Source organism: Williamsia limnetica (assembly GCF_003217475.1).
GTDB lineage: Bacteria > Actinomycetota > Actinomycetes > Mycobacteriales > Mycobacteriaceae > Williamsia > Williamsia limnetica.
Map to the genome: position 1 here is coordinate 382,401 of NZ_QJSP01000004.1, position 23,481 is coordinate 405,881.

The 23,481-nt window shown below is 65.1% G+C and carries 23 protein-coding genes; 12 read left to right on the top strand and 11 right to left on the bottom strand.

Features of this window, described 5'->3' with window-relative positions:
• The first annotated feature begins 128 nt into the window (after window positions 1–128).
• A complete protein-coding gene (locus tag DFR67_RS09170) occupies window positions 129–749 on the top strand; it encodes a TetR/AcrR family transcriptional regulator (RefSeq protein WP_110469201.1) in 621 nt (206 codons plus the stop codon).
• Here DFR67_RS09170 and DFR67_RS09175 read toward each other — a convergent pair.
• Window positions 746–2,830, bottom strand: coding sequence for a PhoX family protein (locus tag DFR67_RS09175; RefSeq protein ID WP_110469202.1), 2,085 nt, complete (start codon window positions 2,828–2,830; stop codon window positions 746–748). The genes DFR67_RS09170 and DFR67_RS09175 overlap by 4 nt on opposite strands.
• Before the next feature lie 125 nt (window positions 2,831–2,955).
• Between DFR67_RS09175 and DFR67_RS09180 the strand changes: the two genes are divergently transcribed.
• Both DFR67_RS09180 and DFR67_RS09185 read left to right on the top strand, forming a co-directional pair.
• Window positions 2,956–3,750 carry an LLM class F420-dependent oxidoreductase gene (locus DFR67_RS09180; protein ID WP_110469267.1) on the top strand — a complete coding sequence of 265 codons (795 nt, stop codon included), beginning with the start codon at window positions 2,956–2,958 and terminating at the stop codon, window positions 3,748–3,750.
• Between the two features lie 98 nt (window positions 3,751–3,848).
• Complete coding sequence (locus DFR67_RS09185; protein WP_110469203.1) at window positions 3,849–5,417, top strand: hypothetical protein; 1,569 nt, start codon at window positions 3,849–3,851, stop codon at window positions 5,415–5,417.
• Between the two features lie 50 nt (window positions 5,418–5,467).
• On the opposite strand, the gene DFR67_RS09190 is transcribed toward DFR67_RS09185, so the two are convergent.
• The 6 genes from DFR67_RS09190 to DFR67_RS09215 all read right to left on the bottom strand — a co-directional run bounded on the left by DFR67_RS09190 (window position 5,468) and on the right by DFR67_RS09215 (window position 10,878).
• On the bottom strand, window positions 5,468–6,361 hold the full coding sequence (locus DFR67_RS09190) for an alpha/beta hydrolase (RefSeq protein WP_211324985.1): 894 nt from the start codon (window positions 6,359–6,361) through the stop codon (window positions 5,468–5,470).
• A gap of 43 nt (window positions 6,362–6,404) precedes the next feature.
• Entirely contained in the window at window positions 6,405–7,436 is a 1,032-nt protein-coding gene (locus DFR67_RS09195) for an NAD(P)-dependent alcohol dehydrogenase (RefSeq protein WP_170135207.1), read from the bottom strand.
• 10 nt (window positions 7,437–7,446) lie between these two features.
• Complete coding sequence (locus tag DFR67_RS09200; RefSeq protein ID WP_110469205.1) at window positions 7,447–8,841, bottom strand: aromatic ring-hydroxylating oxygenase subunit alpha; 1,395 nt, start codon at window positions 8,839–8,841, stop codon at window positions 7,447–7,449.
• Window positions 8,838–9,143, bottom strand: a complete 306-nt coding sequence (locus DFR67_RS09205; protein ID WP_084837817.1) for a hypothetical protein — start codon at window positions 9,141–9,143, stop codon at window positions 8,838–8,840. The genes DFR67_RS09200 and DFR67_RS09205 overlap by 4 nt, the downstream gene beginning before the upstream one ends.
• A gap of 110 nt (window positions 9,144–9,253) precedes the next feature.
• The gene (locus DFR67_RS09210; protein ID WP_110469206.1) at window positions 9,254–10,000 is read right to left on the bottom strand and encodes a ThuA domain-containing protein; all 747 of its coding nucleotides are present in this window, start codon (window positions 9,998–10,000) and stop codon (window positions 9,254–9,256) included.
• A 77-nt stretch (window positions 10,001–10,077) separates the two neighbouring features.
• On the bottom strand, window positions 10,078–10,878 hold the full coding sequence (locus DFR67_RS09215) for a TetR/AcrR family transcriptional regulator (protein ID WP_110469207.1): 801 nt from the start codon (window positions 10,876–10,878) through the stop codon (window positions 10,078–10,080).
• 125 nt (window positions 10,879–11,003) lie between these two features.
• Here DFR67_RS09215 and DFR67_RS09220 point away from each other — a divergent pair, with 125 nt between their 5' ends.
• The 5 genes from DFR67_RS09220 to DFR67_RS09240 all read left to right on the top strand — a co-directional run bounded on the left by DFR67_RS09220 (window position 11,004) and on the right by DFR67_RS09240 (window position 15,516).
• Window positions 11,004–11,666 carry a TetR/AcrR family transcriptional regulator gene (locus DFR67_RS09220; protein WP_110469208.1) on the top strand — a complete coding sequence of 221 codons (663 nt, stop codon included), beginning with the start codon at window positions 11,004–11,006 and terminating at the stop codon, window positions 11,664–11,666.
• 108 nt (window positions 11,667–11,774) lie between these two features.
• Window positions 11,775–12,482 carry a histidine phosphatase family protein gene (locus tag DFR67_RS09225; protein WP_110469209.1) on the top strand — a complete coding sequence of 236 codons (708 nt, stop codon included), beginning with the start codon at window positions 11,775–11,777 and terminating at the stop codon, window positions 12,480–12,482.
• Window positions 12,483–12,534: 52 nt separating this feature from the next.
• Window positions 12,535–13,296, top strand: a complete 762-nt coding sequence (locus DFR67_RS09230; protein WP_110469210.1) for an SDR family NAD(P)-dependent oxidoreductase — start codon at window positions 12,535–12,537, stop codon at window positions 13,294–13,296.
• Window positions 13,297–13,304: 8 nt separating this feature from the next.
• Window positions 13,305–14,696 (top strand): dihydrolipoyl dehydrogenase, encoded by a 1,392-nt coding sequence (gene lpdA / locus DFR67_RS09235; protein WP_110469211.1) that lies wholly within the window; start codon window positions 13,305–13,307, stop codon window positions 14,694–14,696.
• A 31-nt stretch (window positions 14,697–14,727) separates the two neighbouring features.
• Complete coding sequence (locus tag DFR67_RS09240; RefSeq protein WP_110469212.1) at window positions 14,728–15,516, top strand: ThuA domain-containing protein; 789 nt, start codon at window positions 14,728–14,730, stop codon at window positions 15,514–15,516.
• 3 nt (window positions 15,517–15,519) lie between these two features.
• Here DFR67_RS09240 and DFR67_RS09245 read toward each other — a convergent pair whose 3' ends face one another.
• The gene (locus DFR67_RS09245) at window positions 15,520–16,296 is read right to left on the bottom strand and encodes an SDR family NAD(P)-dependent oxidoreductase (protein ID WP_110469213.1); all 777 of its coding nucleotides are present in this window, start codon (window positions 16,294–16,296) and stop codon (window positions 15,520–15,522) included.
• 163 nt (window positions 16,297–16,459) lie between these two features.
• Here DFR67_RS09245 and DFR67_RS09250 point away from each other — a divergent pair, with 163 nt between their 5' ends.
• The 3 genes from DFR67_RS09250 to DFR67_RS09260 are packed head-to-tail and all read left to right on the top strand — an operon-like array spanning window position 16,460 to window position 19,967.
• A complete protein-coding gene (locus DFR67_RS09250; RefSeq protein WP_110469214.1) occupies window positions 16,460–18,184 on the top strand; it encodes a PEP-utilizing enzyme in 1,725 nt (574 codons plus the stop codon).
• Window positions 18,181–19,197 carry an NADP-dependent oxidoreductase gene (locus DFR67_RS09255; RefSeq protein ID WP_245937833.1) on the top strand — a complete coding sequence of 339 codons (1,017 nt, stop codon included), beginning with the start codon at window positions 18,181–18,183 and terminating at the stop codon, window positions 19,195–19,197. The genes DFR67_RS09250 and DFR67_RS09255 overlap by 4 nt, the downstream gene beginning before the upstream one ends.
• Window positions 19,194–19,967 (top strand): enoyl-CoA hydratase/isomerase family protein, encoded by a 774-nt coding sequence (locus DFR67_RS09260; RefSeq protein WP_110469215.1) that lies wholly within the window; start codon window positions 19,194–19,196, stop codon window positions 19,965–19,967. The genes DFR67_RS09255 and DFR67_RS09260 overlap by 4 nt, the downstream gene beginning before the upstream one ends.
• A 3-nt stretch (window positions 19,968–19,970) precedes the next feature.
• Here DFR67_RS09260 and DFR67_RS09265 read toward each other — a convergent pair whose 3' ends face one another.
• A complete protein-coding gene (locus DFR67_RS09265; protein WP_110469270.1) occupies window positions 19,971–21,020 on the bottom strand; it encodes an NAD(P)-dependent alcohol dehydrogenase in 1,050 nt (349 codons plus the stop codon).
• Between the two features lie 101 nt (window positions 21,021–21,121).
• On the opposite strand from DFR67_RS09265, the gene DFR67_RS09270 reads away from it, so the two are divergent.
• A complete protein-coding gene (locus tag DFR67_RS09270; RefSeq protein WP_110469271.1) occupies window positions 21,122–21,718 on the top strand; it encodes a TetR/AcrR family transcriptional regulator in 597 nt (198 codons plus the stop codon).
• Here DFR67_RS09270 and DFR67_RS09275 read toward each other — a convergent pair.
• Both DFR67_RS09275 and DFR67_RS09280 read right to left on the bottom strand, forming a co-directional pair.
• Window positions 21,692–22,354, bottom strand: coding sequence for an EthD domain-containing protein (locus DFR67_RS09275; RefSeq protein WP_110469216.1), 663 nt, complete (start codon window positions 22,352–22,354; stop codon window positions 21,692–21,694). The two genes, DFR67_RS09270 and DFR67_RS09275, sit on opposite strands and share 27 nt — an antisense overlap.
• A complete protein-coding gene (locus DFR67_RS09280) occupies window positions 22,354–23,148 on the bottom strand; it encodes a maleylpyruvate isomerase family mycothiol-dependent enzyme (protein ID WP_110469217.1) in 795 nt (264 codons plus the stop codon). Before DFR67_RS09280 ends, DFR67_RS09275 begins: the two co-directional genes overlap by 1 nt.
• Between the last annotated feature and the right edge of the window lie 333 nt (window positions 23,149–23,481).

The following is a 23,481-nucleotide window of genomic DNA, read 5'->3' on the forward strand; positions in this document are numbered from 1 at the left end:
GTGACTCAGGCCACTCCAGATGCAGTGACGGTGCTCACACTAGCAATGTTTGGACAATCGTCAAGACTTTTTTGGACAACTGGACAAACAATTGTTGGATCGGTCCCACGGCCCTACACTCCTGGGTGATGAGCACGCCCACGAGGAAGCAGCGAATTGAACGTCGCCCCGACAAGTTCGGCGAGCGGCGTCGTCAGCTCGCGAAATCGGCGCTGCTCACTCTGGCCGAACGCGGCTACGCCAACACGAGCCTGCGCGACATCGCGAACAACTCCGACTTCACCCATGGCGTGCTGCACTACTACTTCGCCGACAAGAACGAGCTCATCATCTTCGGCGTCCTCGAGTACAAAGCCGAATGCGTGACCCGCTACGACGCAGCGACGGAAGGGGCCACGAGTACCGAAGACCTCACCGCGCGTTTCGCCGAAGCAATGGCGACGACGCTCACCGACGATGCCTCGATGCACCGTCTCTGGTACGACATGCGCGCCCAGGGCTATTTCGATGCGGGATTCCGACCCGCGGTTGGCGAGATAGAAAGTGGCCTCGAGGCCATGATCTGGCGGGTGGTCTCGCGGTACTGCGAACTCGACGGAGCGGTCCCCGCGATCACTCCGCCGATCGCCTACGCACTCTTCGACGGATTGTTCCAGCAGGCGCTGTTCCGCCTGCACAACGGTGACGACACCGCGCCGCAATCGCTTGCCGCACAGGTCGCCACCGTCATGGAGTCGATGCTCACCTAGACGCCGATCTGGCCGCCCGGCTTCCATACGGCGACGACGGCCGGCCGCGGCTGGGCGTTGCCGCCTTCGGGCCAGTTGGAATACGGCTTGTCGGCGGAGTACTCGTCTTCCTCGCCGGGATGCTGGACGCAGACGATCACCCGGTCGGTCCCGATGATGGGGCCGCAGGTCTCCGCGCCACGCGGGACGGTGAGGAATTGCTTTGTCTGACCGCGGTTCTCACCCTCGAGTGCAACCGCGAACAACCCATCGTTGTTCTTGAGGGCGTTGCCGTCCGTGGAGACCCACAGGTTGCCGTGCGGGTCGAATGCGACGTTGTCCGGGCAGGAGATCGGGCTGACCTTGGTCTTGTCGAATCCGCCGTAATACGTGTCGGCGGCCGCGGGGTCGCCGCACACCAGCAACAGGTCCCAGGTGAAGGTGGTGCCCGCGTGGTCATCGGTGATCTCGATGACCTGCCCGTTTTTGTTCTCATTGCGCGGATTCGCCTCGTCCACAGGCGCTTCCCCGGCGGTCCCGCGGTCGTCGTTGTTGGTGAGTGCGCAGTACACCTTGCCGGTGACCGGATGGGCCTCGATGTCTTCGGGCCGATCCATCTTGGTGGGATTGACCTTGTCGGCCGCGGCGCGGGTGAAGACCGCGACCTCCTGCGCGGTCATGCCCTCGACCCGGGACTCCGCGCCGTCGTCGGTGACGGTCAGCAGCGGGAACCACTTACCGGTGCCTGCAAACGATCCCGAGCTCGGAAGGCTACCGCTGCCGTCGATCTGGTCGGGCTGATTGCCGGTGAGCTGAGCGACGTACAGCGTCCCCGTCGACAGGATGCTCATGTTGTGTTGCATCGAGGCCGCGCCGACACCGGGCCGGACCTTCTTGTCGGAGACGAACTTGTAGATGTACTCGAACTTCTGGTCGTCGCCGGTGTAGGCCACCACGGTTCCGTCCCCGGTGACGAAGATGTTGGCACCCTCGTGCTTGAGGCGGCCCATCGAAGAATGCTTGATCGGGGTCGAGTTCGGATCGTGTGGGTTGACCTCGACGATGTAGCCGAATCGGTTGCCCTCGTTGGGTTCCTTGGACAGATCGAACCGGTTCTCGTACTTTCCCCACTGGTGGTAATTGTCCTCGTCGTCGAACCCGTAGCGGTCGAGACGCTCCTTCGCCACAGGGTCGGTGACCGACGCGGCGCCGGTGAAGTAGTTGTTGAAGTTCTCTTCACCCGAGACCATGGTTCCCCACGGGGTGAGTCCGCCGGAGCAGTTCCCGATGGTTCCGAGGATCGTGGTGCCGGCCGGGTCGGCAGAGGTCTTGACGAAGTCGCTGCCCGCGGCGGGTCCGGTCAAGGTGAACGGGCTGGATGCGGTGAGTCGCCGATTACGGGCGCCCACAACAGGTGTGAGTTTTCCGGAACCGTTCTCGCTCGTGACCTCGACGACGGTGATGCCGTGCGCGGCCATCGAAATCCGCGCCTGCGGCTCGGTGGGCTCCTTGGGTTTGTACCCCTTGAACATGAACTCTTCGGTGGTGTACTCCTGGTTGACCACGAGGTAGAAGTGGCCGGCCTGTCCTTCGATCGGGATGAGACCCGCGAAGTCGTTGTTGAAGCCGAACTGCTGTGCCTGTGCCTCCGGTGACTGGTTGTCGAAGTCGAAGGCCGGCGCGCCGGGCACCACGGGGTCGCCCCACTTGATGACCACGGCCTGCTCATAACCCTCGGGGACGATCAGTGCGTCTTCGGTGTTGGGTGCGACGGTCGCGAAGTTCATCCCGGCGACCGCGGCACCGGCAGCTCCGCCCGACGTGCCGGAACTGCCCGAAGTGGTCGAACTGCTTGCCGACGAGCCGTTGTCGCCACAGGCTGCGAGGGCCGACGTCGCGCCGACCGCGACAACCGCCGCTGCCGATCCACGCAGCACGGATCGGCGGGAGACCGCCGCGCGGGCGATGTCGCGGAAGTAGGCGTTGTCGCTGGTGTTCGGCGGCTGATGCCAGCAGGCATCGCCGCATTTGTAGTGGCAGGTGATCCGCGAGCGCTTCGAAACGCCTTCGGTCTTGTCGAAAAGGGCAAGTGGAACTCGCACCGGTGTGGCCCCCTGGGCTGTTGGGATTGGCACAGACCCACGGAACGCTATGAGGCCGGAGGAAACCGACGGCCAACCCGTGGTTAATCGGTGGTTAAGATTCGTGGCTGAGGCATGCTGGAATGATGAGCACACCTATTCAGATCGCAGTCCAGCTCCAACCGCAGCACTCGGCCGATTACGGCAACATTCGCGACGCGGTGCGTCGGTCCGAGGACATCGGGATCGACATCGCCTTCAACTGGGACCACTTCTACCCGCTCTACGGCGATCCCGACGGGGCGCACTTCGAGTGCTGGACGATGCTCGCCGCGTGGGCGGAACAGACCTCGCGGATCCAGTTCGGTGCGCTGGTGACCTGCAACAGTTACCGCAATCCGGATCTGCTCGCGGACATGGCACGGACGGTCGATCACATCTCCGGCGGCCGACTCATCTTCGGGATCGGATCCGGCTGGTTCGAGAAGGACTACACCGAATACGGCTACGAGTTCGGTACCGCGGGCAAACGCCTCGATGCCCTTGGTGAGGCGCTGCCGCGGATCAAGAGTCGATTTGACGCCCTCAACCCGGCACCGACCCGTGAGATCCCGATCCTTATCGGCGGCGGCGGGGAGAAGAAGACCCTCAAGTACGTCGCCGAGCATGCCCACATCTGGCATTCGTTCGTCGATGTGGAGACCTATCGCCACAAGTCGCAGGTCCTGGCCGACCACTGCGCGACGGTGGGCCGCGATCCGGGCGAGATCGTCCGATCCAGTGAACTGTCCCGCGAAGGCAATATCGACGACGCCGTGAAACTCGCCGACGCGCTCGTAGCCGAAGGTGTGACCCTGTTCACCGTTGCCGTGAACGGACCCGACTACGACCTCGATCTGGCCCGTGGCCTGTGCGAGTGGCGCGACCGCAGGAACGGCTGAGCCGCGTGCACCGGTGATGGCGGCCGCATCGCGGTGAATCTGGGCGATAATGGTCCCGGCGCAGGCGGCCGCACACTGACATGGGGAGGTGAGCTGCGATGACCTACTGGTCCAACTCTCAGGGACGCCTGATGAGCGAGCCCGAGTTCATCGCTGCCATCGCGGCGCTGCTGCAGTCCGCAGCGCCGCCGGGTGCGACCGGCGCGCGGGTTGCCTTCGGTTTTGCGGGGACCGGCACGCGGTACGCCGTGACCTACTTCGGTCAGGTGCCGCAGTACCCCGTCCAGATTCCGCCGCAGACCCTCGAGCTGGCGAGGGATCTCCGGGTCGGCCGCTATCAGTCGGGTGGTGACGCCTGCCTTCTCATGGAGATCACCGTCGGCGTCGGGACTCCGGTGATCCGCTTCGATCACGGCGAGAACGGACCGATCGACCAGGGTCTGATCTTCCCGGCCGATGCGTACCGCGACGACCTGATGCGCTACCCACGGCGAGCGCCCGCGTGGTTGGTCGAATACGTCGGCGGGACACCTCTGGCGCAATTGACGTCCGGGTCGTACTTCCCGTTCCCACCGGCGGCATCCGTCCCCACTCACGCCACGAACGGCCAGGCCGCGGTGGCCATCGCTCTCGACTTCATCCGGGTCCGCAACCTCGACTTCACCGGGCACAATCTGTATTCGCTGACAGCTCAACGCATCCAGGCCGGCTGGCGGGTCTTCACGCAGGCCCCCGTCGATCCTGCCAGGGCCGGTGGCCGGATGCGGTTGATCTTCCTGGTGGCCGACGACGGGGTCGTCGAGATGCCGTCATCCGCGATGACACCCGAGGCGAACGAACTGATGTTCACGCAGCGGACGTTCGAGCGGTCCAGGCTGCGCAATCAGATGCCGTCCGTCCTGACCCCCGCGCAATCCGGGCCGAATCCTGAGCAGTCCGGTGGTGGCGTCGGGGTGGCCACGAGGGGTCCGCAGGAGTCGACCCAGGATGTGCCCGGCGCCCGTGAGGCCCAGGTCGCGCGCGACAACATGTGGCGCGGCGTCGGTCAGATGTACGAGCAGCTGCTCCCGCCGCTCGCGGACAATGCCGAGTTGTGGCCGGGCGGCATGCGAGGCTACCGGGTGATCCGACGTACCCGCACCACGCTGCTCGCGACCGATGGGCTGTCGGCTCCGAGTTTGATCGGAGGCGGAACCAGCGCCGCATTCGGACCGATCCCCGGCGGGTCGATCCTGGGTGTGGGCGCCGAGTTCTTCGTGGAGACGATCGATCCCGAGCTGCGGGCCGACGAAAGTGCCCGCGAACATTGGTTGTTCAGCGTCCTGTCTGCCGTCGCCGCCCAGGGAGCTGCCGGAGGATCGGATTTTGTCGCCACCATCACCGGGTCACCGGACGCGGTCTACGTGGAGCTATCGGGCGTCACCGCCCCCAGGGAGTGGCTCGTCGGCAACACCATGGGTGTGCTGTTGAGCAACAAGGGCTGGGGTGCCCCGAGCGGCTTCGACACCCCCCTCGGGCGGGTGGCGCTGGTGTCGGTCACGGTGCTGCGGGCGAGCGAGTCGGTGACGACGTCCGCGTGGCCTGCGGCGGCGGGTGAGATCTTTCGGCAGTTGTCGGCGCGTCGGATCGGGCACTATTTTGATCCGGGCCGTGACGCGATCTACTGAATGTCGCCCCACTTGGTCAAACAGTTCAGCGATCCGGGACGCGACGCGATCTACTGAACTTTCAGGGCCTCTCGTAGGGCTGCACACTGCTGGTCGAAGAAATCCCGTCCCACATCGGAGGGCATGATCGCGTCGAACCCGTGGAATGCGCCGGGTATCACCGTGAATGTCACCGCGACGCCGGCTTCTTCCAGGCGCTTCGCGTACACCTCGTCCTCTTCGCGGAACAGATCCAGCGATCCGACGCCGATCCACGCGGGTGGCAGACCGGAGACATCCGCGCGGCGTGCCGGAGCTACGTCCGCCGGGGCCGCGCTGCCGATGTAGGAGGACCAGCCGAATCGGTTGCTGGTCGCATCCCACAGGCGGTGCAGGGTGTTCGGGGTGGCGGTGCGGTCGTCCAGCATCGGGTAGACGAGCAATTGGAGTGCCGGTGTGATCTCACCGCGGTCGTGAGCGAAGGTGGCGACGGTGGCAGCCAGGCCACCCCCTGCGCTCGCACCACCGACGGCGATGCGCGCCGCGTCGACATCGCCTCTGGCGGCAAGCCACTGGAGCGCCGCATAGCAGTCTTCGGCGGGGGTGGGGAACGGGAACTCGGGTGCGAGTCGATACTCCACAGACGCAACGGTCAGGCCGACGTCGTCCGCGAATCGTTGGCACATCTTGTCGTCCTGGGCTGCAGTGCCGATCACATAGCCGCCGCCGTGAATCCACAGCAGCGCAGGTCCGGGCACGGCGGAGGGCACCCGGGGCCGGAACACCCTGACGCTGACGCCGGGGACAACCTCGTGCACCTGAGCTCGTGAGCTACCTCGCACCAACCTGCTCAGGGTGCGCACCACCGGCAGCGTGCGCTTCGTGATGAGGTGGCCGGGAATGAGCACGGACGCCGATCGGAGGTCCGGATGGAACTGCTTGCGGTCGCGGATGCGGGCGAAGATCACGTCCGGATGCTAGCCGACGGCCGCGCTCGGCGGGGCCGGATCAGCGGGTGGGCACCACTACCGCCCGCCCGCGGATCTGGCCTGCATGGAGCCGCTCGTAGGCGTCGGGTGCAGCGTCCATCGCGAACTCCTCGACGGCGATCTCGATCGCACCGCGGCGGGCGAGTTCCACAACCTCGATCAGCTCCGCCCGGGTTCCCCAATTGACCACCCGCACCGACACATCGAACGGCAGGGTCAGATAGCCGACAGGGACCGCGCCGGTGCTGACGCCGACCATCACGATCTGACCGGCGATGGCGACCGTCGACTGCGCAAGTGCGGCCGTCGGTTCGGCACCGACGAAATCGAAGACGACATCTGCACCGCGTGCGCCGGTGAGTTCCCGGATCCGCTCAGCCGCATCACCATCCGAGGCGAACGCGTGATCGGCTCCCAGTTCGAGGGCATGGGAGATGCTCGCCTGGTTGATGTCGACGGCGATGATGGTGGCCTGCGTCAGCGCCTTGAGCAGTTGCACTCCCACGTGACCGAGTCCGCCGACCCCGATCACGAGTGCGGTCGTTCCGGGGATCAAGGCAGGCAAAGACGGTTTGATCGCGTGATATGGCGTCAGTGCGGCATCGGTGAGTGAGACGCTGGGGATCGGATCGAGCTCGCCGAGCGGTACCAGATGCCGGACGTCGTCGACGATCATGTATTCGGCCATGGTGCCCGGTCGATGGATTCCGGGAGCGGAAATCCCGTGCACGCAGTTGTTTTCGCTACCCTGCGCGCACGAATGGCAGACGCCGCAGCCCCAGGGGCCGTAGACGAGCACCGAATCGCCGACCTCGACACCGGTGGTACCGGGTCCCAGTTCGGCGACCACTCCCGCCCCCTCGTGCCCGAGGGTGAGCGGGAGTGGCGCGAACACATATTGATCGGCCGGGGTCGACATGATGAACTCGTCGGAATGACAGGCGCCGGAGGCGGTCATCTGCAACAGGACTTCACCGGCACCCGGGACCGGTCTGTCGATCTCCACGACCTCGGGGCGGGCCCCGAACTCGCGATACTGCAGCGCCCGCATCGTCGTCATGTCAGTCGTCGACTTCCTCGCCGATCCACTTCGCGAGCAGATGGTGGATGTGGCGGATCTTGACCTCCTGGTAGCGGGCCAGCGGAAGGGACTTCGATTGAGCCGACTTGAGCCCCTTGTGGACCTTCGGCATGTTGTACGCGTCTTGGTCGAACACCCGAGCCGAACTGCCCAGAACCGTTGCCTCCAGCCAGGACTGCTCCGGGTCGAGCCACTGAGTCTTGGCGGGCTTCGGCCGCTCGCCCTTGAAGGGGCCGAGCAGGTAGACATCCATGATCGACGTCTCGTGGTTGTCGCCGTTGGGCCGGAACCGGTAGACGATGCGCTGGTATGCGCCCCACGGATGGAAGTTCGGGAACACCGTGTAGTAGATGCTGTCCAGGGACTCGGCATCGGACATGTTGTCGGCCTTGACATCTCCGATGATGTCGCGCAGTCCTTCGCGGGCGAGCATGCCGGACATCTCGCGGGCCGTGACACCCTCGGGCAGGGTCACCATCGGGTCCTCGTCGATGCGAGCGTCGACCATCGAGTCGAACATCTCCTGCTCGGAGGGTACGAACTTGATGTGCGGGCTGGGTACACCGTTCGCGGTGATCCCACGGTTGAAGTTGCCCCAGCTGTCGTACTGGCTGTTCGAGTCGCCGGTGCCGACCACGCGCTGCGGGTGGGTGGTGATCACGTGGAAGGCCTCGGAGAAGGCCTCCTGGGCGATCTTCCAGTTCGCCTGGATGACCTGGGCGACATGCGCCTGGATGTACCGGTCTTCCAGAGGCCAGGCCTCGAAATGCTTACCGAGATCGCCGAGGAAGCTGTCGAGCGACTCGGACGCGGGATCCATGTTGATGAAGACGAACCCGCCCCAGGTGCCGACCTTGACCTGCGGCAGGTCCATCTTGCCCTGGTCGACCTGGGGAAAGTCCCAGGCGCAGGTCATGGACTTCAGTGATCCGTCGAAGTTCCACGCGAAACCGTGGAAGGGACAACGGATCTCGTTACCTGCCGGACCGTCTTCTTCCCGAAGGGTGCGGCCGCGGTGCAGACAGGAGTTGTAGAACGCGCGAATGCTCATGTCCTTGCCACGGACGATGAGGATCGACTTCTCGCAGATCTCGTAGACCAGGGTGTCGCCGGGCTCGGGGATCTCTTCTTCACGGCACGCCATCTGCCAGACCTTGTACCAGACCCGGTCGCGCTCGAGCTCGTGGTACTTACGGCTGATGTAGCGGGACACCGGCACGAAGTTCTGGTCCTCGTACTTCTCGTACGACTCTTCGCGCAGGATGTCGGGCACGGGGTGCGTGTCGGTCTCCAGCAGACGCTGGTAGCCGGTGCCGTTGTCGATGAATCCTTCGTCACTGGTCTGCTCGGCCGGTCGTTCGTCGATGTTCGTCACAGTTTGCCTCCTTGTTCCAGGCTGACGGCGAGAGCATCTTGTGCCGCCTTGTCGGCCTGCATCTTCTCGAGCAGTTTGGCTGCGCCCATGAACCGACGGTTCTGGGTGATCGGGACGGGTTCGCGGGGGCCGAGTCCGACCCACCGGGCCATCTCGGGATCGACCGCCTTCACCTCGCCGTGGAGGTAGCGACCCTCGGGGTCGAATGTTCCGGTCTTGCCGTCTTTCGTGGTGACGAGCACGTTGTAGTCCTCGTCGAACTCGTAGATTGCGCGGCTCATCGGATGCTTGATCTGTCGCATCGCGGTCTCCTTTGTCGGGGCTGCTGCCTTACTTGGCACCGAATGCACTAACTGTAGCAGCGAAGGGTGATCGTGAGCACACTTTTCTTTACGTTCACTCCAATAACGTCTCAGCGTGTGTGCGCGGCCCATTCGAGGGACCCCGCAACCAGTTGCCGGTAGACCGGATCGGAGAGCGTGGGTGCCTTGTCCCCGGGTTGGAGGTAGGCGAGCCGGCTGCGGCCGGTGGTCTTGGTCCACCCGACCAGTTGCGATCCGGCCCGGTGGTGCCAGCCTTCGCGTTCGTCCCGGCGGCCGGTCATCGCCAGCGCGGTGGACCAGTGCACCGCATCGCTCATCTCGGCGTCTGTGCGCAGCAGTGGCGTGACGTCGTCTTCGAAGACCTCGCACAGGTACGTCTCGTCGACGAGGTCGAAGGTCGTGGGGAGTCCGGCGACGATCGGATGCGCAGGATCGGCCACGGTGATCTGCTGCGGCACTGCGTGTCGGTATCCCGAGTCGGGGCAGCTCTCGCCCCGTACGACGCCGGGTCGGTACAGGTAGCGACCGCCGACGAACTCGGCCCAGCCGTCCCAGTTCGCCCAGGACGCGATGGCGTGATGCAGCACCACATAGCCGTGACCGGTGTCGGGTGCTGCGGCGACGGCCGCCCGCAGGGTTGCCGGGGGGTCGGCAGGCTCGGGCAGGGTGCCGGGCATGTCGTAGTGCAGGGACACATCGAATTCGGCCAGCTCGGCGGCCTCGAGGTCGGCGTCGGGATGCTCGAGCCAGGTGATCTCGCCGGGCAGCGAGCCCAGGAAATCGGTGAAGGCGTCGCGGTCGAACGAGTGTCCGCCGGTGAAGGCCGCTACACGCATGGCCACACTCCGTTTCTGAGTAAGTCAACTGGGGTTGCAGTCAAGTTACTCGACCGGAATGGCCTCGTGGAGTCGGTTCAGCGACCTTCGATCATCTTGGAGCAGACATCTGTGGTGGCCGAACGCAGGCGCGGAACCGAGATGGTGGCGAGTGGACCGCCCTCGATGCGCAGTGGCTGGATGGCGATCGTGGTGGCGATCATCGTCCGCACCCGCAGTGTCCGCGCCGCCTGTTGCGCTGCTGCCGAGCGTTTGTTGGCGGGCATCTCGTCGACGGGGAAGTAGTCGAAGGCTCGCCGGATGTGGCGATCCTCGTACTCCTTGGTGAGAAGTCGGGTTCCCGGGGTCGCACCTCCGGCCATCTGCAAGAACAGCATCCGGGCGGCATTCGGGTGAGCGGCCGTCCAATCCCAGACGGCCTCCACCACATCCTTGAACGACTGCGCGTCTCCGGTGACGTCATCCGGGCGAGCCGCTTGCGCCGCCGCGGAGCTGGCGTCCATGGCATAGCCCAGGGCGCTCTCGAACAGGTCTTCCTTGCTGGAGAAGTGGTAGTACACCGCTGTCGGAACCATGCCGGCTTCCTCGGCGATCTCCTGGATCGACGCCTCTGCGAACCCCTTCTTAGAGAAGACTCGCACGGCGGCCTTGACGATAAGGTGTCGCCGCGACGGCCGATGGGCCGATCCCTTGACCTGGACCGTTGGCTCGGCGGGGGCGTCCTCGACCTCCGGTTCGCGGTCGGCGGGGACCACCATCGCCGCCGGGATGTCGTCGGCGGCCGGGGACGAATCCCAGCCCCACTGCTCGGTGTCACCGCCCTCGGGGACGTCGAGCCGTGCAGTGTCGTCTTCTGCCTTGCTGTTTCGCCGTGGCACAGCGGTCCTCCTCCACCTGCGGATCACTGAATTGCCCCCAAGCTACTCCCAGACCGGGGCCGCGGCGTCCGCAGGCCGCGCCGTGGGGTGTCATGATCCCGGCTCCGGGTGTCATGATCTAGCCCATGGGAGGTAAAGGAGTGACGTCAGGACAGGTCGGTGCCGGCCGAAAAGCCGCCGCGAGCACGCCGACGACCAAGGGTGCCAAGCGGGCAGCGCACCGGCCTTCTCGTCGCGAGGTGGTGGTCGAGGCAGCCATGCACCTCTACTCGGTCCGCTCGATCGAGGACGTGACGGTGGCCGACATAGCCGCCGAAGCGCACATGACCTCCGCGGCGGTGTACTACCACTATCCGTCGAAGGACGAAGTCCTGCTCGGTGGCCTGCGGCTGTATGCGACGGGGCTGCTCGACGAGTTTCGGGCACAGTTGCTGGCCAACCCGCAGGCACCGCTCGGCGACATCATCGTGCGGATCCTGGAGTGGACCGACCAGCACCGCCCGGCCTCGCTGGTGTTCTTCGTCCGGTCACCGGGCTGGAGCCTGTCGATCGAGGCGCTGCGCCGCGAGGTGCGGCTGGACATGCTCAACCTTTTCTCCGCCGAGCTTCGGGTACGCAACGGCATCGCCACGAAGGCGAAGCAGGCTGCTGCGGCGACCGCGCTGTCGAGTCTGCTCGAGGTGTCGGTGTCGTCGTGGCTGACCGAGGACGCCACGTTGGCCAATCTGGGGCGCCGGCGCTTCTCTGACGAGGTTCGCGAGCTGGCCGCCGACATCGCGAGTGTGTGATCCCCGTCGCGGTCGTGCGCACAAAGTTACGGCGGATTGATCTCGCCTGACCAGGCACTTCTGGAAAGTATCTTTAGACTGACGACAGTTTGTGGTTGACTTGGCATCGTGCCCAACCAGCCTCGAGCCCGGTCCATCGACCTGGACAACCCCTTCGCGCCACTGACCGGACTGTGTGAATTGGTGCTCGTCCGGCATGGCGAGCAGCAGCTCAGCAAAGAGCTCAGCGCAGCAGAAACCGTGGACCCGCCGCTGTCGGAACTCGGTGAGAACCAGGTCCGGGCGGTGGCGCAGCGACTGGCAGAACGCCACATCGACGCGGTGTACAGCTCGCCGCTCAGTCGTGCGCTGCGTACCGGGACCGCGATCGCAGACGAACACGGGCTGATCCCGGTCGTGCGCGAGGAATTGACGGAATACGAACCGTGGCAGAAGTTTCCGGCCGATCAGTCGCCATTCGAGGTGCTACCTCACGATGAGATCTCGAAGATCTTCCGAGAGCACATCCGAACGCGGCGCTACGACGCGTTCCCATATGCGGAGGATCCGGTCGGATTCCGGGAGCGGGTGCTCGGTGAGATCAGCGCGATCGTCGACCAGCATCCGGGCGAGCGAGTGGTGGTGACCTGCCACAGCGGGGTCATCAACGCCATTCTCGCCGATGCGCTCGGAAGCGGCTTCGACATGCCCGTGCGGGTTCACCACACGTCCGTCAGCGTCATCCGTGGAGCCGACACCCGGCGGGCAGTGCAGTCGATCAACGACTTCTCACACGTCCTGCCGTTCCAGACACACGTCGGAGCCATGAACCTCTAGTCCGCCGTACATCGAACGGGGTACCACCCCGCAGTAGTGAAGGAGTCTTGCCATGGATCTCAATCTCAAAGGAAAACGCGCACTCATCAGCGGTGCGAGCCGCGGCATCGGCCTGGCGATCGCCCGGACCCTGCTCGCCGAGGGTGCCTCGGTGGGCATCTGTGCCCGCGGGGAAGAGCACCTCGCCGAGGTTGCGAGCGAGCTGTCGGAGCAAGGGACGGTGTTTCACAAGGCCGTCGACGTGGGCGACGCCGATTCGGTGAAGTCGTTCGTCGACGAAGCGGCCGAGGCCCTCGGCGGTATCGACATCGTGGTGGTCAACGCCTCGGCAGCCACCGGCAAGGGACATCAGGCCTGGGTCAACAGCTTCAACGTCGACCTGATGAGCCTGGTGAACTTCATCGAGTCCGCCACGCCGCATCTCGAGGCGAGCGAGTCGGCCTCCGTGGTCACCATCAGCACCACCTCCGCGCTGGAGGCCGGCCCCATCAGCACCGCCAACAGCTACGGCGCGCTGAAGGCAGCCGTGCTGCAGCACTCATCTGCGCAGGCGCGCGCACTGGGGCCCAAGGGAATCCGCGTCAACGCCATCTCCCCCGGGCCGATATTCTTCGAAGGTGGCGCCTGGGACACGATCCAGACCGCTCGCCCGGCCCTGTACGAGGCCGCACTCGCCTCCGCCTCGCTCGGCAAGCTCGGTGGCGCCGAAGACGTCGCCAACGCCGTCGTCTTCCTGTCTTCCCCGGCTGCCGGACACATCACCGGAACCAACCTGGTGGTCGACGGCGGATTCACCAATCGCTTCGACTTCTGAGTCCTGACATGGCAAGCGAGAAGTCGGCGGATCTGTTGATCCTCGGTGGCGGATCAGGCGGGTATGCCTGTGCTCTGAGGGCTGCCCAGCTGGGTATGTCGGTGATCCTCATCGAGGCCGACAAACTCGGCGGCACCTGCCTACACAACGGGTGCATCCCGACCAAGGCACTCCTGCACGCGGCCGAGGTCGCCGATTCCGTCCGGGAGGCACCGGGATTCGGGATCAAGGCAACGCTCGACGGCATCGACATGAGTGCGGTGAACAGCTACAAGGACGACGTCATCGCGGGTCTGTACCGCGGCCTGCAGGGGCTCGTGGCCTCTCGTGAGGTCGGACTCGTCAGCGGGCACGGTCGAGTGGTGGGCGATCGCACCGTCGAGGTCGAACTGGCCGACGGCGGCACCGCGCGCTATCACGGTGAAGCACTTGTGCTCGCGACCGGTTCACAGTCGAAGTCGTTGCCAGGTCTGTCGATCGGCGGCGCAGTCATGACCAGCGACCGCGCGCTGGAGCTCGACAGCGTTCCCGAACGTGTCGTGGTGCTCGGCGGCGGCGTGATCGGGTGCGAGTTCGCCAGCGTCTGGTCGTCTCTGGGCGCACATGTCACGATCGTCGAAGCGGCGCCGAACCTGCTCCCGACCGAGGATCCATGGACGTCCAAGCAGGTCGAGCGCGCGTTCCGCAAGCGCGGGCTCGTGCTGCGGACCAAAACCGCCTTCAGCTCGGTGACCGAATCCGGCGGCGGCGTCGACGTCGAACTGGCCGATGGATCGCACATCGAGGCCGACGTGATGCTCGTGGCGGTGGGCCGGGGCCCGCGCACCGCGGACATGGGATTCGCCGAAGCGGGTATCGACCTCGAGCGCGGGTTCGTGGTGACAGACGAATGGCTGCAGACCTCTGCGCCCGGCGTCTTCGCCGTGGGCGACATCGTCGCCGGACCGCAGCTGGCGCACCGCGGCTTCGCCCAGGGCATCCTGGTGGCCGAGCAGCTCGCGGGACTCGATTGTGTTCCCATCGCGGACAAAGGAATTCCACGGGTGACGTACTCGAACCCCGAGGTTGCGTCGGTCGGTCTCACCGAAGTCGAGGCGACCGCACAGTACGACGACGTGTCGACGGTGGTCTACGACCTCGGGGGCAACGGAAAGAGCCGGATCCTGCGCACCTCGGGTGGGGTCAAACTCGTGTCGGCCGGCCCGGACGGTCCGGTTGTCGGAATCCACCTCGTCGGCGCCCGTGTCGGTGAGCTCATCGGCGAAGCCCAGCTCATCTACAACTGGGAAGCCACCGCAGGCGATGTCGCCCAACACATCCACGCCCATCCGACCCAGGCCGAGGCCTTGGGCGAGGCGCATCTGGCGTTGGCCGGCAAGGCACTGCACGCGCACAGTTAGCGTTCGGCACCAGGTACTGAGAGAAGAAACAATGGCGGGACCAGCGGGCAGGCTCGACGCAGTCGTCGTCTGTGGCGGACAGTGGCATGACTTCGATTACGCGCGACTGCAACTGCTCTCGGCGCTGGCCGGGTATGAGCACGTCCGCACGCGGGTCTTCGAGGACTACAACTGTCTCGAAGCCCTGGCGTCGGCAGATCTGCTGATCACCTACACCTGCAATCGGGTGCCGGACGAGGCGCAGCAGAAGGCATTGGTCGAGTTCGTGTCTCGGGGCGGCCGCTGGCTGGCCCTGCACGGGACCAACTCGGCGATCGACCGGACTCCGCCCGGTTCGGCAAGCAAATACGTGACGCCGCGGACATTGGGGGAGTTGCCGTCAGTACTCGGTAGCCAGTTCCTCGGGCATCCGCCGATCGCGCCGTATCTGGTCGAGCTGACCGACCCCGAGCACCCGTTCGTCTCCGGTGTCGAGCCGTTCGAGGTGACCGATGAACTCTACGTCAGCGAGCTCCATCCGCCGATCCAGGTTCTCGCGCACACTCGATTCGTCGGTGAGTCAACGGGATTCGAAGAGGGGCACACCTCTGTGGACGAGCCGCGGCCGGTCCTGTATATCAAGGATCACGGCGCCGGCAGCGTCTGTTACTTCACGCTGGGGCATTGCCGCGGACGGTTCGACGTCCAGGATCTGGGGATCGACGATCTCGGCCGGGTCGATCTCGGGAGCTGGGCCGTGCCCGAGTTCCACACCATTCTGGGGCGGTGCCTGTCGTGGGCCGTCACCGGTGAGGTGACGGCGCCACTGCAGGTCGGGTGAATCTCAGTACATCGCGGTTCCACCGTCGACGCTGAGGATTGACCCGGTGATACCGGCCCCGGCGTCAGAGGCGAGGAGCATCGCCACCGCCGCGACCTCCTCGATGGTGTTCGGACGCTTGATCGCCGACTCCTCCGCAAACAGTGCGACCATCTCGTCGAACGACATGCCCATGGCCTTGGCCGTGTCAGGGCCGTTGTTCTTGATGATGTCGGTGATCACCAGGCCGGGGCAGATGGAGTTGACGGTGATGCCTTCGGTGCCCACCTCGCGGGCAATCGATTTGGTCATGCCGTTGATCGCGTGTTTGGCGGCCACGTAGGCGGTGAACACCGGCTTGCCGTGTTTGCCCTCGACGGACGAGATGTTGATGATGCGGCCGTACTTGTTGGGCAACATGTGTTGTAGGGCGCGACGGGTGGCCCAGAAGTTCGAGTTGAGGTTCCAGTTCATCACCAGGGTCCACTCCTCATCGCTGAGGTTGGCGGTGGGCTGGAGGTCTTTGGCGCCGCCGGCGTTGTTCACCAAGACGTCGATACGGCCGAAGGTCGCAACCGTCTGCTCGATGAAGTCCTCCACATCGGCCTGCACCGTGACGTCGCCGGCGAAGAACGCAGCCCGCTCTCCGACACCGAACTCCGCGAGGGCTTTGTCGCCCTTCTCCTTCGAACGGCCGTTGAGCGAAACCTTCGCACCCTCTGCCAAAGCCGCCTCGGCGATTCCGCGGCCGATTCCCTGGGTGCCGCCGGTGATGGCAACGACCTTGTCTTGCAGTTTCATCGAGTGTCTCCTAAACAGATTCGGGCTGACCACAGACAAGTAACTTGTGATCGACTACAGCCTTGCATGTACAGTGTCATAAGTCACACACTGTGTGAAGTCCAAATAAAGAAACTACCCGTCGTGAATCACGATCGGTGCTGCAGAGAGACGAGATACAGCAATGGCCGAACAGCGTTGGTTGGTCGACACCGACCCGAGCAACCGTCTCCCCGTGTACACGCGCCTCAATGCGAGCGATGTGCTCTCGGACCCGATCACGCCTCTCGGAGCGGACCTCGGATGGATCCAGAACATCCTGCCGGGCTGGAACTTCGGGTATGCGAGCCTGGGCAGTTACTCTCTCGCGGAGAAGCCGGATGTCGCTGCGTCGTCAGGCATCTTCTACGGCCACCTCTACATCAACATGTCGATGTCGAGGCTTGTCGGTATCCGCGGCGGCCTGCCGGTGGAACTCGTCGACCAGCTCTGGTACGGCGGCGATCCCAACATCCCGCCCTACGTGGGTCACCCGGACGACCAGAACGCCGAGGCCACCGAGCGACTGGCCGCGCGTAACGCGTGGGCGCTCTCGACCGAGACCTTCCCCGAGCTGGAAGAGGATCGGACCCTGGCCGACAAGTTGCGCACCGAACGCCCAGACCTCACCTTGTTGACCCCGGCAGCTCTCGTCGCACGGGCACGTTCGGTCATGCCGCTCGAGCGTGTCGCCTGGCGCGGAGAGGTCGTCGCCACCAACTGCGCCGCGGTCGGCCCCGCCGTGCTCGGGCAGCTGCTCGGTGCCGAGCACCAGGACCTGATCGTCACCCTGGTCGGCGCAGCGGGCGATGTGGATTCGGCGCTGCCGTCTTACGCCCTCTGGGAGCTGGGCCGCATGGTGCGGGCCGACGAGAAGCTGATGGCCGCGTTCGACGCCGGCGTCCAGGGTGTCGGCGCCCGGGTCAAGGGGATCGATCCCAAGTTCGACGCCACCTTCGAGCAGTTCATCCTCGACTTCGGATATCGCGGACCGAACGAGTGGGACCTCGGGTCCGTCTCGTGGGAGACCCAGCCCGAACTCGTCCTCGGACTGATCGACCGGCTGAGGTTGCAGGACGACTCGGCGTCGCCGACCGCACGCCTGGGCGACCATGCCTCTGACACCGACGCCGCCCTCGCCAAGGCTGTTGCGATCGTCGGCGATGACGCCGAAGGTCAGGCCACTCTCACCGCGGCACTCGCCTCGGCGCGCCGTTTCGCTGCCTGGCGTGAGCGCGCCAAGACCAACTGCATCAAGGTCATCCACGAGGCCCGGGTGCCGCTGGTCGAACTCGGTCGCCGGCTGCATGCAGAGGGGCACCTCGAAGCCGCCGACCACGTGTTCATGGCCGTCGACGACGAGCTCGACGCGCTGGCGAGCGCGCCGGGGTCGATGAAGGCCACATTGGCCGAGCGGCACAAGGAGTGGGAGGGTCTGTTCGGGCTCGAACTGCCCACCTTCCTCGATGCCCGCGAACCTCTGCCGGCCCTGTCCACGTTGGGACGGAAGGGCCAGTCGAGTGTCGAGCCCGTCAACGTCGGCGACGTGCTGCAGGGCTCCGGTGCTTCGCCCGGCATCACCCGCGGGCGCACCAGGGTGATCACCTCGATGGCGGCGCTCGACGAGTTCGAGGTCGGCGAGATTCTCGTCGCACCGCAGACCGACCCGTCGTGGACTCCGTTGTTCATGGTGTCCGGTGGCGCGATCACCGATGTCGGCGCGATGGGTTCGCACGCGATGATCGTCAGCCGCGAGCTCGGCATTGCGTGCGCGGCCGGTGTTCCAGCCGCCACCCGTCGCATCCCGAATGGCGCACTCGTCGAGGTCGACGGGTCCAAGGGCACGGTCACGATTCTGGAACTGCCTTGAGCAGCGGCGTGATCACGACCACCAGAGCCGTCTATCTGCGCGAGCGTCCGCCGGGGGGTGAGCCGCGACCCGAGCACTTCGAGGTGCGGGATGCTCCGGTTCCCGAACGCGCTGAAGGGCAGCTGCTGGTACGCAACCTGTTCATGAGTGTCGACCCATCGATGCGGGGTCGCCTCGCGACGTCGGAGTTGCACTACACCACCAACTTCCAGGTGGACGAACCGCTCGACGGTTCAGCACTGGGAATCGTCGTCGAGGGTAACCGTGAGGTTCCGGTCGGTTCGTACGTGCGACATCGACTCGGTTGGCGCGACCACGCGGTGGTCGACACAGCTGCCGCCACGGTGATCGACCCACGGGGAATCGAGCTGCACCACTGGCTCGGTGTGCTCGGGCAGACCGGCTTCACGGCGTACGCCGGTCTTGTGCGTGCGGGTGAGATCCGCAGTGGTGATGATGTTTTCGTCTCTGCCGCGGCGGGTGCCGTCGGTAGCACCGCCGGTCAGTTCGCCAAGCTGCTCGGCGCTTCGTCGGTCATCGGTAGTGCGGGAGGATCTGAGAAGGCCGCGTTGCTGACCGATCGTCTCGGCTTCGATGCGGGGCTGGACTACCGTGCCGCCCCGATCGGCGCCGCCCTGCGCGAGGCGGCTCCGGACGGTATCGATCTGTACTTCGACAACGTCGGTGGCGATCACCTGGTCGCTGCACTGTCCTCGCTGCGACAGCGCGGCCGGGTCGCGTTGTGCGGCATGATCTCCAACGGCGGCCCGGACAGTCCGCCGATCGACCATTTGATGAACTGCATCCTCAAGCGGATCACCATCAGAGGTTTTATTGTTCGAGATCACGAGGACCTGCGCCCCGAGTTCGAGGATCGGGTGGCGGGGTGGCTCGCCGCTGGGGACTTGGTCGCGGAGTCGACCATCTACGACGGTCTCGACAACGCGGTGGACGCGTTCCTCTCGATGCTCGGCGGCGGCAACGTCGGCAAGATGCTGGTGGGGTTGGCGTGACATCGATCGAAACGACCGCGTGGACGCTGGAGGTCGAGCAGCGGGTGGCCGTTGCGACCTTCAGCCATCCGCCGCGTAATCTCATGACCTTTACGGACATGACCGAACTCGAGGGGATCGTCCGTAAGGTCGCTGAGGACGAGGCGATCTCGGTGCTGGTCATAGCCAGCGCTACTCCAGACTACTTTGTGGCACATGGTGATCTCGACGACCTGTTGCGGCTCGGTCGTGGTGAACCGTACGCCGGTGACGCCGGCTCGTGGCCCCGCACACTGGGCTTGTTCGAGACCATGCCGCAGATCGTCATCGCCGCCATCAACGGTCAGGCGTGGGGCGGCGGACTCGAACTGTCGCTGGCCTGCACACTCCGGATAGCCGGTCCCGCGGCGAGTCTCGGACTGTGCGAGGTGGGTCTCGGGTTGATTCCGGGCGGCGGCGGAACCCAGCGGCTGCCCCGGTTGATCGGGGCGGGACGGGCAGCGGAGATGGTCTTGACCTCACGTCCGGTCGACGCCGAGGAGGCTCTGCGTGTCGGCCTCGTCCAGACGGTGCTGCCCGACTCGCCGTTCATCGACGCCGTCCTGGAATGGGTTGCACCGCTGGCTGCCAACCCGCCGCAGGCGCTCCGCGCCGCCAAGAAGGCGTTGGCCGGTGCCGAGTACTTGCCGTTGGAGCAGGGCCTTGCCCTCGAAGGCGAACTTGTCGGACCACTGCTCGCGGACCCGGAGGCCGTTGCCCTGCAGGAACAGGAACTGGCACGGCACCGCTGACCCTCAGTCGGCGAGGTCGGCCATGTCGAGGACGAAGCGATAGCGGACATCATTGCGGGACAGCCGCTCGAGCGCCTCGTTGACCTGTCTCGAGGGCACGACCTCGACGTCGGGAACGATGGCGTGTTCGGCGCAGAAATCGAGCATGTCCTGGGTGTGGCGACGCCCGCCGCTACCTGCGGAGCTCAGGCTCTTTCTCCCGATCAACAGGTCGACGATGTCGACCGATTGTGGGCCGAGATACCCAAGCGTGCAGAGGGTTCCGTCGAGCGCGAGGGTGCGCAGGTACGGTGCGAGATCGTGGGGTACCGGTATGCAATCGATGATGACATCGAGTTTGCCGAGCTGGGTAGTCATCGCTTCCTCGTCGGTAGAGACGACAACATGGTCGGCGCCGACTCGACGAAGGTCGCCGGCTTTGCTCTCCGACGTCGTGAAGACGGTCACCTCGGCCCCCAACGCACGGGCGAAGCGCACCGCGAGGTGGCCCAGACCGCCGATCCCCACCACCCCGACCCTGACTCCGGGGCCGACGTCATTCTGTCGCAACGGTTCCCACACGGTGATGCCCGCGCACATGAGAGGCGCGACCGCTGCCGGGCCGAGAGCCGCCGGCCGGTGGTAGACGAAATGATCGCGGACGACGTACTCGTCGGAGAATGCGCCCATCGTGGCCGATCCGTCGTGTCGATCCGTTCCGCCGTAGGTCAACGTGGGGAAGTCTCGGCAGAAGTTCTCCTGGCCGACGCGGCACATGTCGCAGTCCCCGCAGGAATCCACGATGTTGCCGGCTGCGACCTCGTCGCCGACTGAGAACTCGGTCACCTGGGGGCCGACGGCGCGTACGGTGCCGACGAACTCGTGACCGGGCACGATCGGGAACACGCCTCCATCGGCGACAGGCGTGTGGATCGTGTGCAGGTCCGTATGGCAGACACCGCAATACGTGATGGTGATGGCAACGTCGTCCGGTCGAAGGTCACGCCGCTCGAATACGCCCGGTTCGAGCGGGGAGTGGTCGTCAACTGCTTGGTAGCCCCTGGTCCGTCTCATTTCATTCTCCATCTCATAAAACAACCAACTAGTTGGATTCGATGTAGACGGCCTTTAGCGCGGTGGCAACCAACGAGTTGGTTTGGGTAGGATCGGGCACCATGGGAGATGCAGCGCAGACGCAGCAACGGATTCTCGCGGCGGCGACCGTGGAGTTCGCGGAGCGCGGGATCGCGGGTGCACGGGTCGACCGCATCGCTGCGACGACTCCGATCAACAAGTCGCAGATCTACAGCTACTTCGGGAGCAAGGACAAGCTGTTCGACGCCGTGTTCGCCGGACGCGTCGAGACCGGTGTCGCGGCGGCGCCGCTGGACGCCGACGATCTGCCCGACTACGCGGTCCGCCTCTACGACACGTATCTCGATGATCCGCATCTCGTGCGCCTGTTGACCTGGGCGCGGCTGGAGCGGACGCCGTCCGGTGCCCTGTTCGGACATGTTCCGAATCGGGATGTCGAGGCGCTCGCGGCGATCGAGTACGCGCAGGCACGTGGTGTTCTCGTGGACGATATCGCGGCCGAGGATCTGTGGTCGATGCTCATCGCGCTCGCCGCCACCTGGGCCCAGAGCGCCATCGTCTACACCGCGGATGCCGCTGAGGACGCCGACCATCACGCGCGTCGGCGCACAGCCCTCCGGGCGACGGTCAGACGAGCGTTCTGCAAGAACCTAGACGCGACCGATGATCATCGCTGAGCGTTCGTGGTTGATGAAATTCTTCTCGTCTTCGAGAAGCGGCCCTGCGACCTCGGCGTTGGCAAGCACGGCGCGGAACGCCTCGTCCGTCGAATAGCAGGCCATCGCGATGCCGTCGTAGCGCGGGCCGGTGAATCCGGTCTGCTGCCAGGCTGTCTCGGTCAGCGCGGAGTCGGGATGGATCTGGCGGTAGCCTTCCGAGCCGGGCACCTGACGGCCGAGTTCAGCGTGCGTGGTGCGCCAATACTCGAGAAAGTCCTCAAACGACATGCCGTCGCGGCGGGTCAGGGCCATGGCGAGAACGATGGGTTGGTCTCCGGGCACCACGGTGAACTCGGAGCCGATCAGTATCGATGATCGTTCTACGTCCACAGAAGTTCCGGCGCAGAGAGTTTCGGTCACCGACGCCAGGACTTCCGGCCTACTGAAATCGGCATCCACTTCGATGAAGCCGGCGAAAGCCGGTGCGTCATCTGTCTCGGATTCGTGAGCGAGTCCGCTGAGGATGCGGCCATCGTGAACAACCACCCGTACGGGAAGCCCCGTCGAGGCCCGCAACTCGCTCGCCATCACGCCGATTTCGGCCTGCTCGGCGCCCGCGACCACAGACGCCAGAACCAGCAGCGTACGAGACATCAGATGATGTCGACGGTGTCGAGAATCTTCTCTGCGTAGGCTGCGTCACCGTCGACCGATACATGTTTGCGCCATGGACTGCGGGTGGTTCCCCAGAGAATGAAATCTGTTGCGGGTGAGGTGATGACCGTGTCGGTGTTCGACAGTCCCGGCTCAACCGTGAGCAGGTTTGAGCCGGGCTGCAGAGTCCATTCGCCGCCGCCGGGGCCGGTCAGCCGCACGCCGAGCGGGCGATTGAGCACGCCGCTCACCGGCGTGCACATCTGCGGCAAGCCGGTCCACATCCAGTCGACGGCGGCGCGAACCAGGTCATCTTCCGGGTCTGGGACCTCGCGGTTGACGGGTGCCTCGGGTCCGAGTAGATCGACGTACATGTGGCACCACATGTCGAACGCAAACGCGTCTGAAAGCTGATGCGTCTGATAGGTTCCCAGATCGGTGAGCGTCATCGGCGCTGCGGCCAGTTCATCTGCCTGCATCGCTTCGAGTACGCCCATCGCACCGTCGACATTGGTGAGGAACTCGTCTGCCACCTGCGTGTTCGTCCAGTCCCGCCGTACGTCGACGAGCTGGTTCTGCAGCTCTTCCGCAGTCGTCGGTGCAGGCGCTGACGGATCGGGCTCGGGTGGGTCGACCATGACCTTGAAGTTCGAGCCGGTGTGCGCGACAAGGTCTTTGATAGACCAGCCCGCACATCGGCTGGGTGCGTCCCATTCCTTCGGGGTGAGGCTGCGGACAATGAGCGAGTACCTGTTGGCGAGCTCTCGACTGGCGGTCAATCCGGCTGTGCTCATGGCTGAATCCTTTGAATCACTGGCGCTCGGCGAATGTGACCTGCGCCTCAGTTGAGTCGAGTCAACCACCTAACAGGGATGACTGTCAAGAAACTAGTTCGCTCATGCTGGTGTTCAGAAGGGTGGTGGGTTGTCCTCGCTTTTGTGTCTGTTGCGTAGTCGTTCTTGTTGACGGCGTATGTGTTTGGCGTGGGTGCGGGTGTGTTGTCGGGTGGGTGGTGGCGGTGTTTGTCGGGGTGGTGGGTGCGGGGGTGTGTGGGGTTCCCAGTCGTCGAAGACGATGTGGCGTAGTGCTGGGAAGAGGTCGTTGCCGGTCCAGGCGGGGCCGTGGTA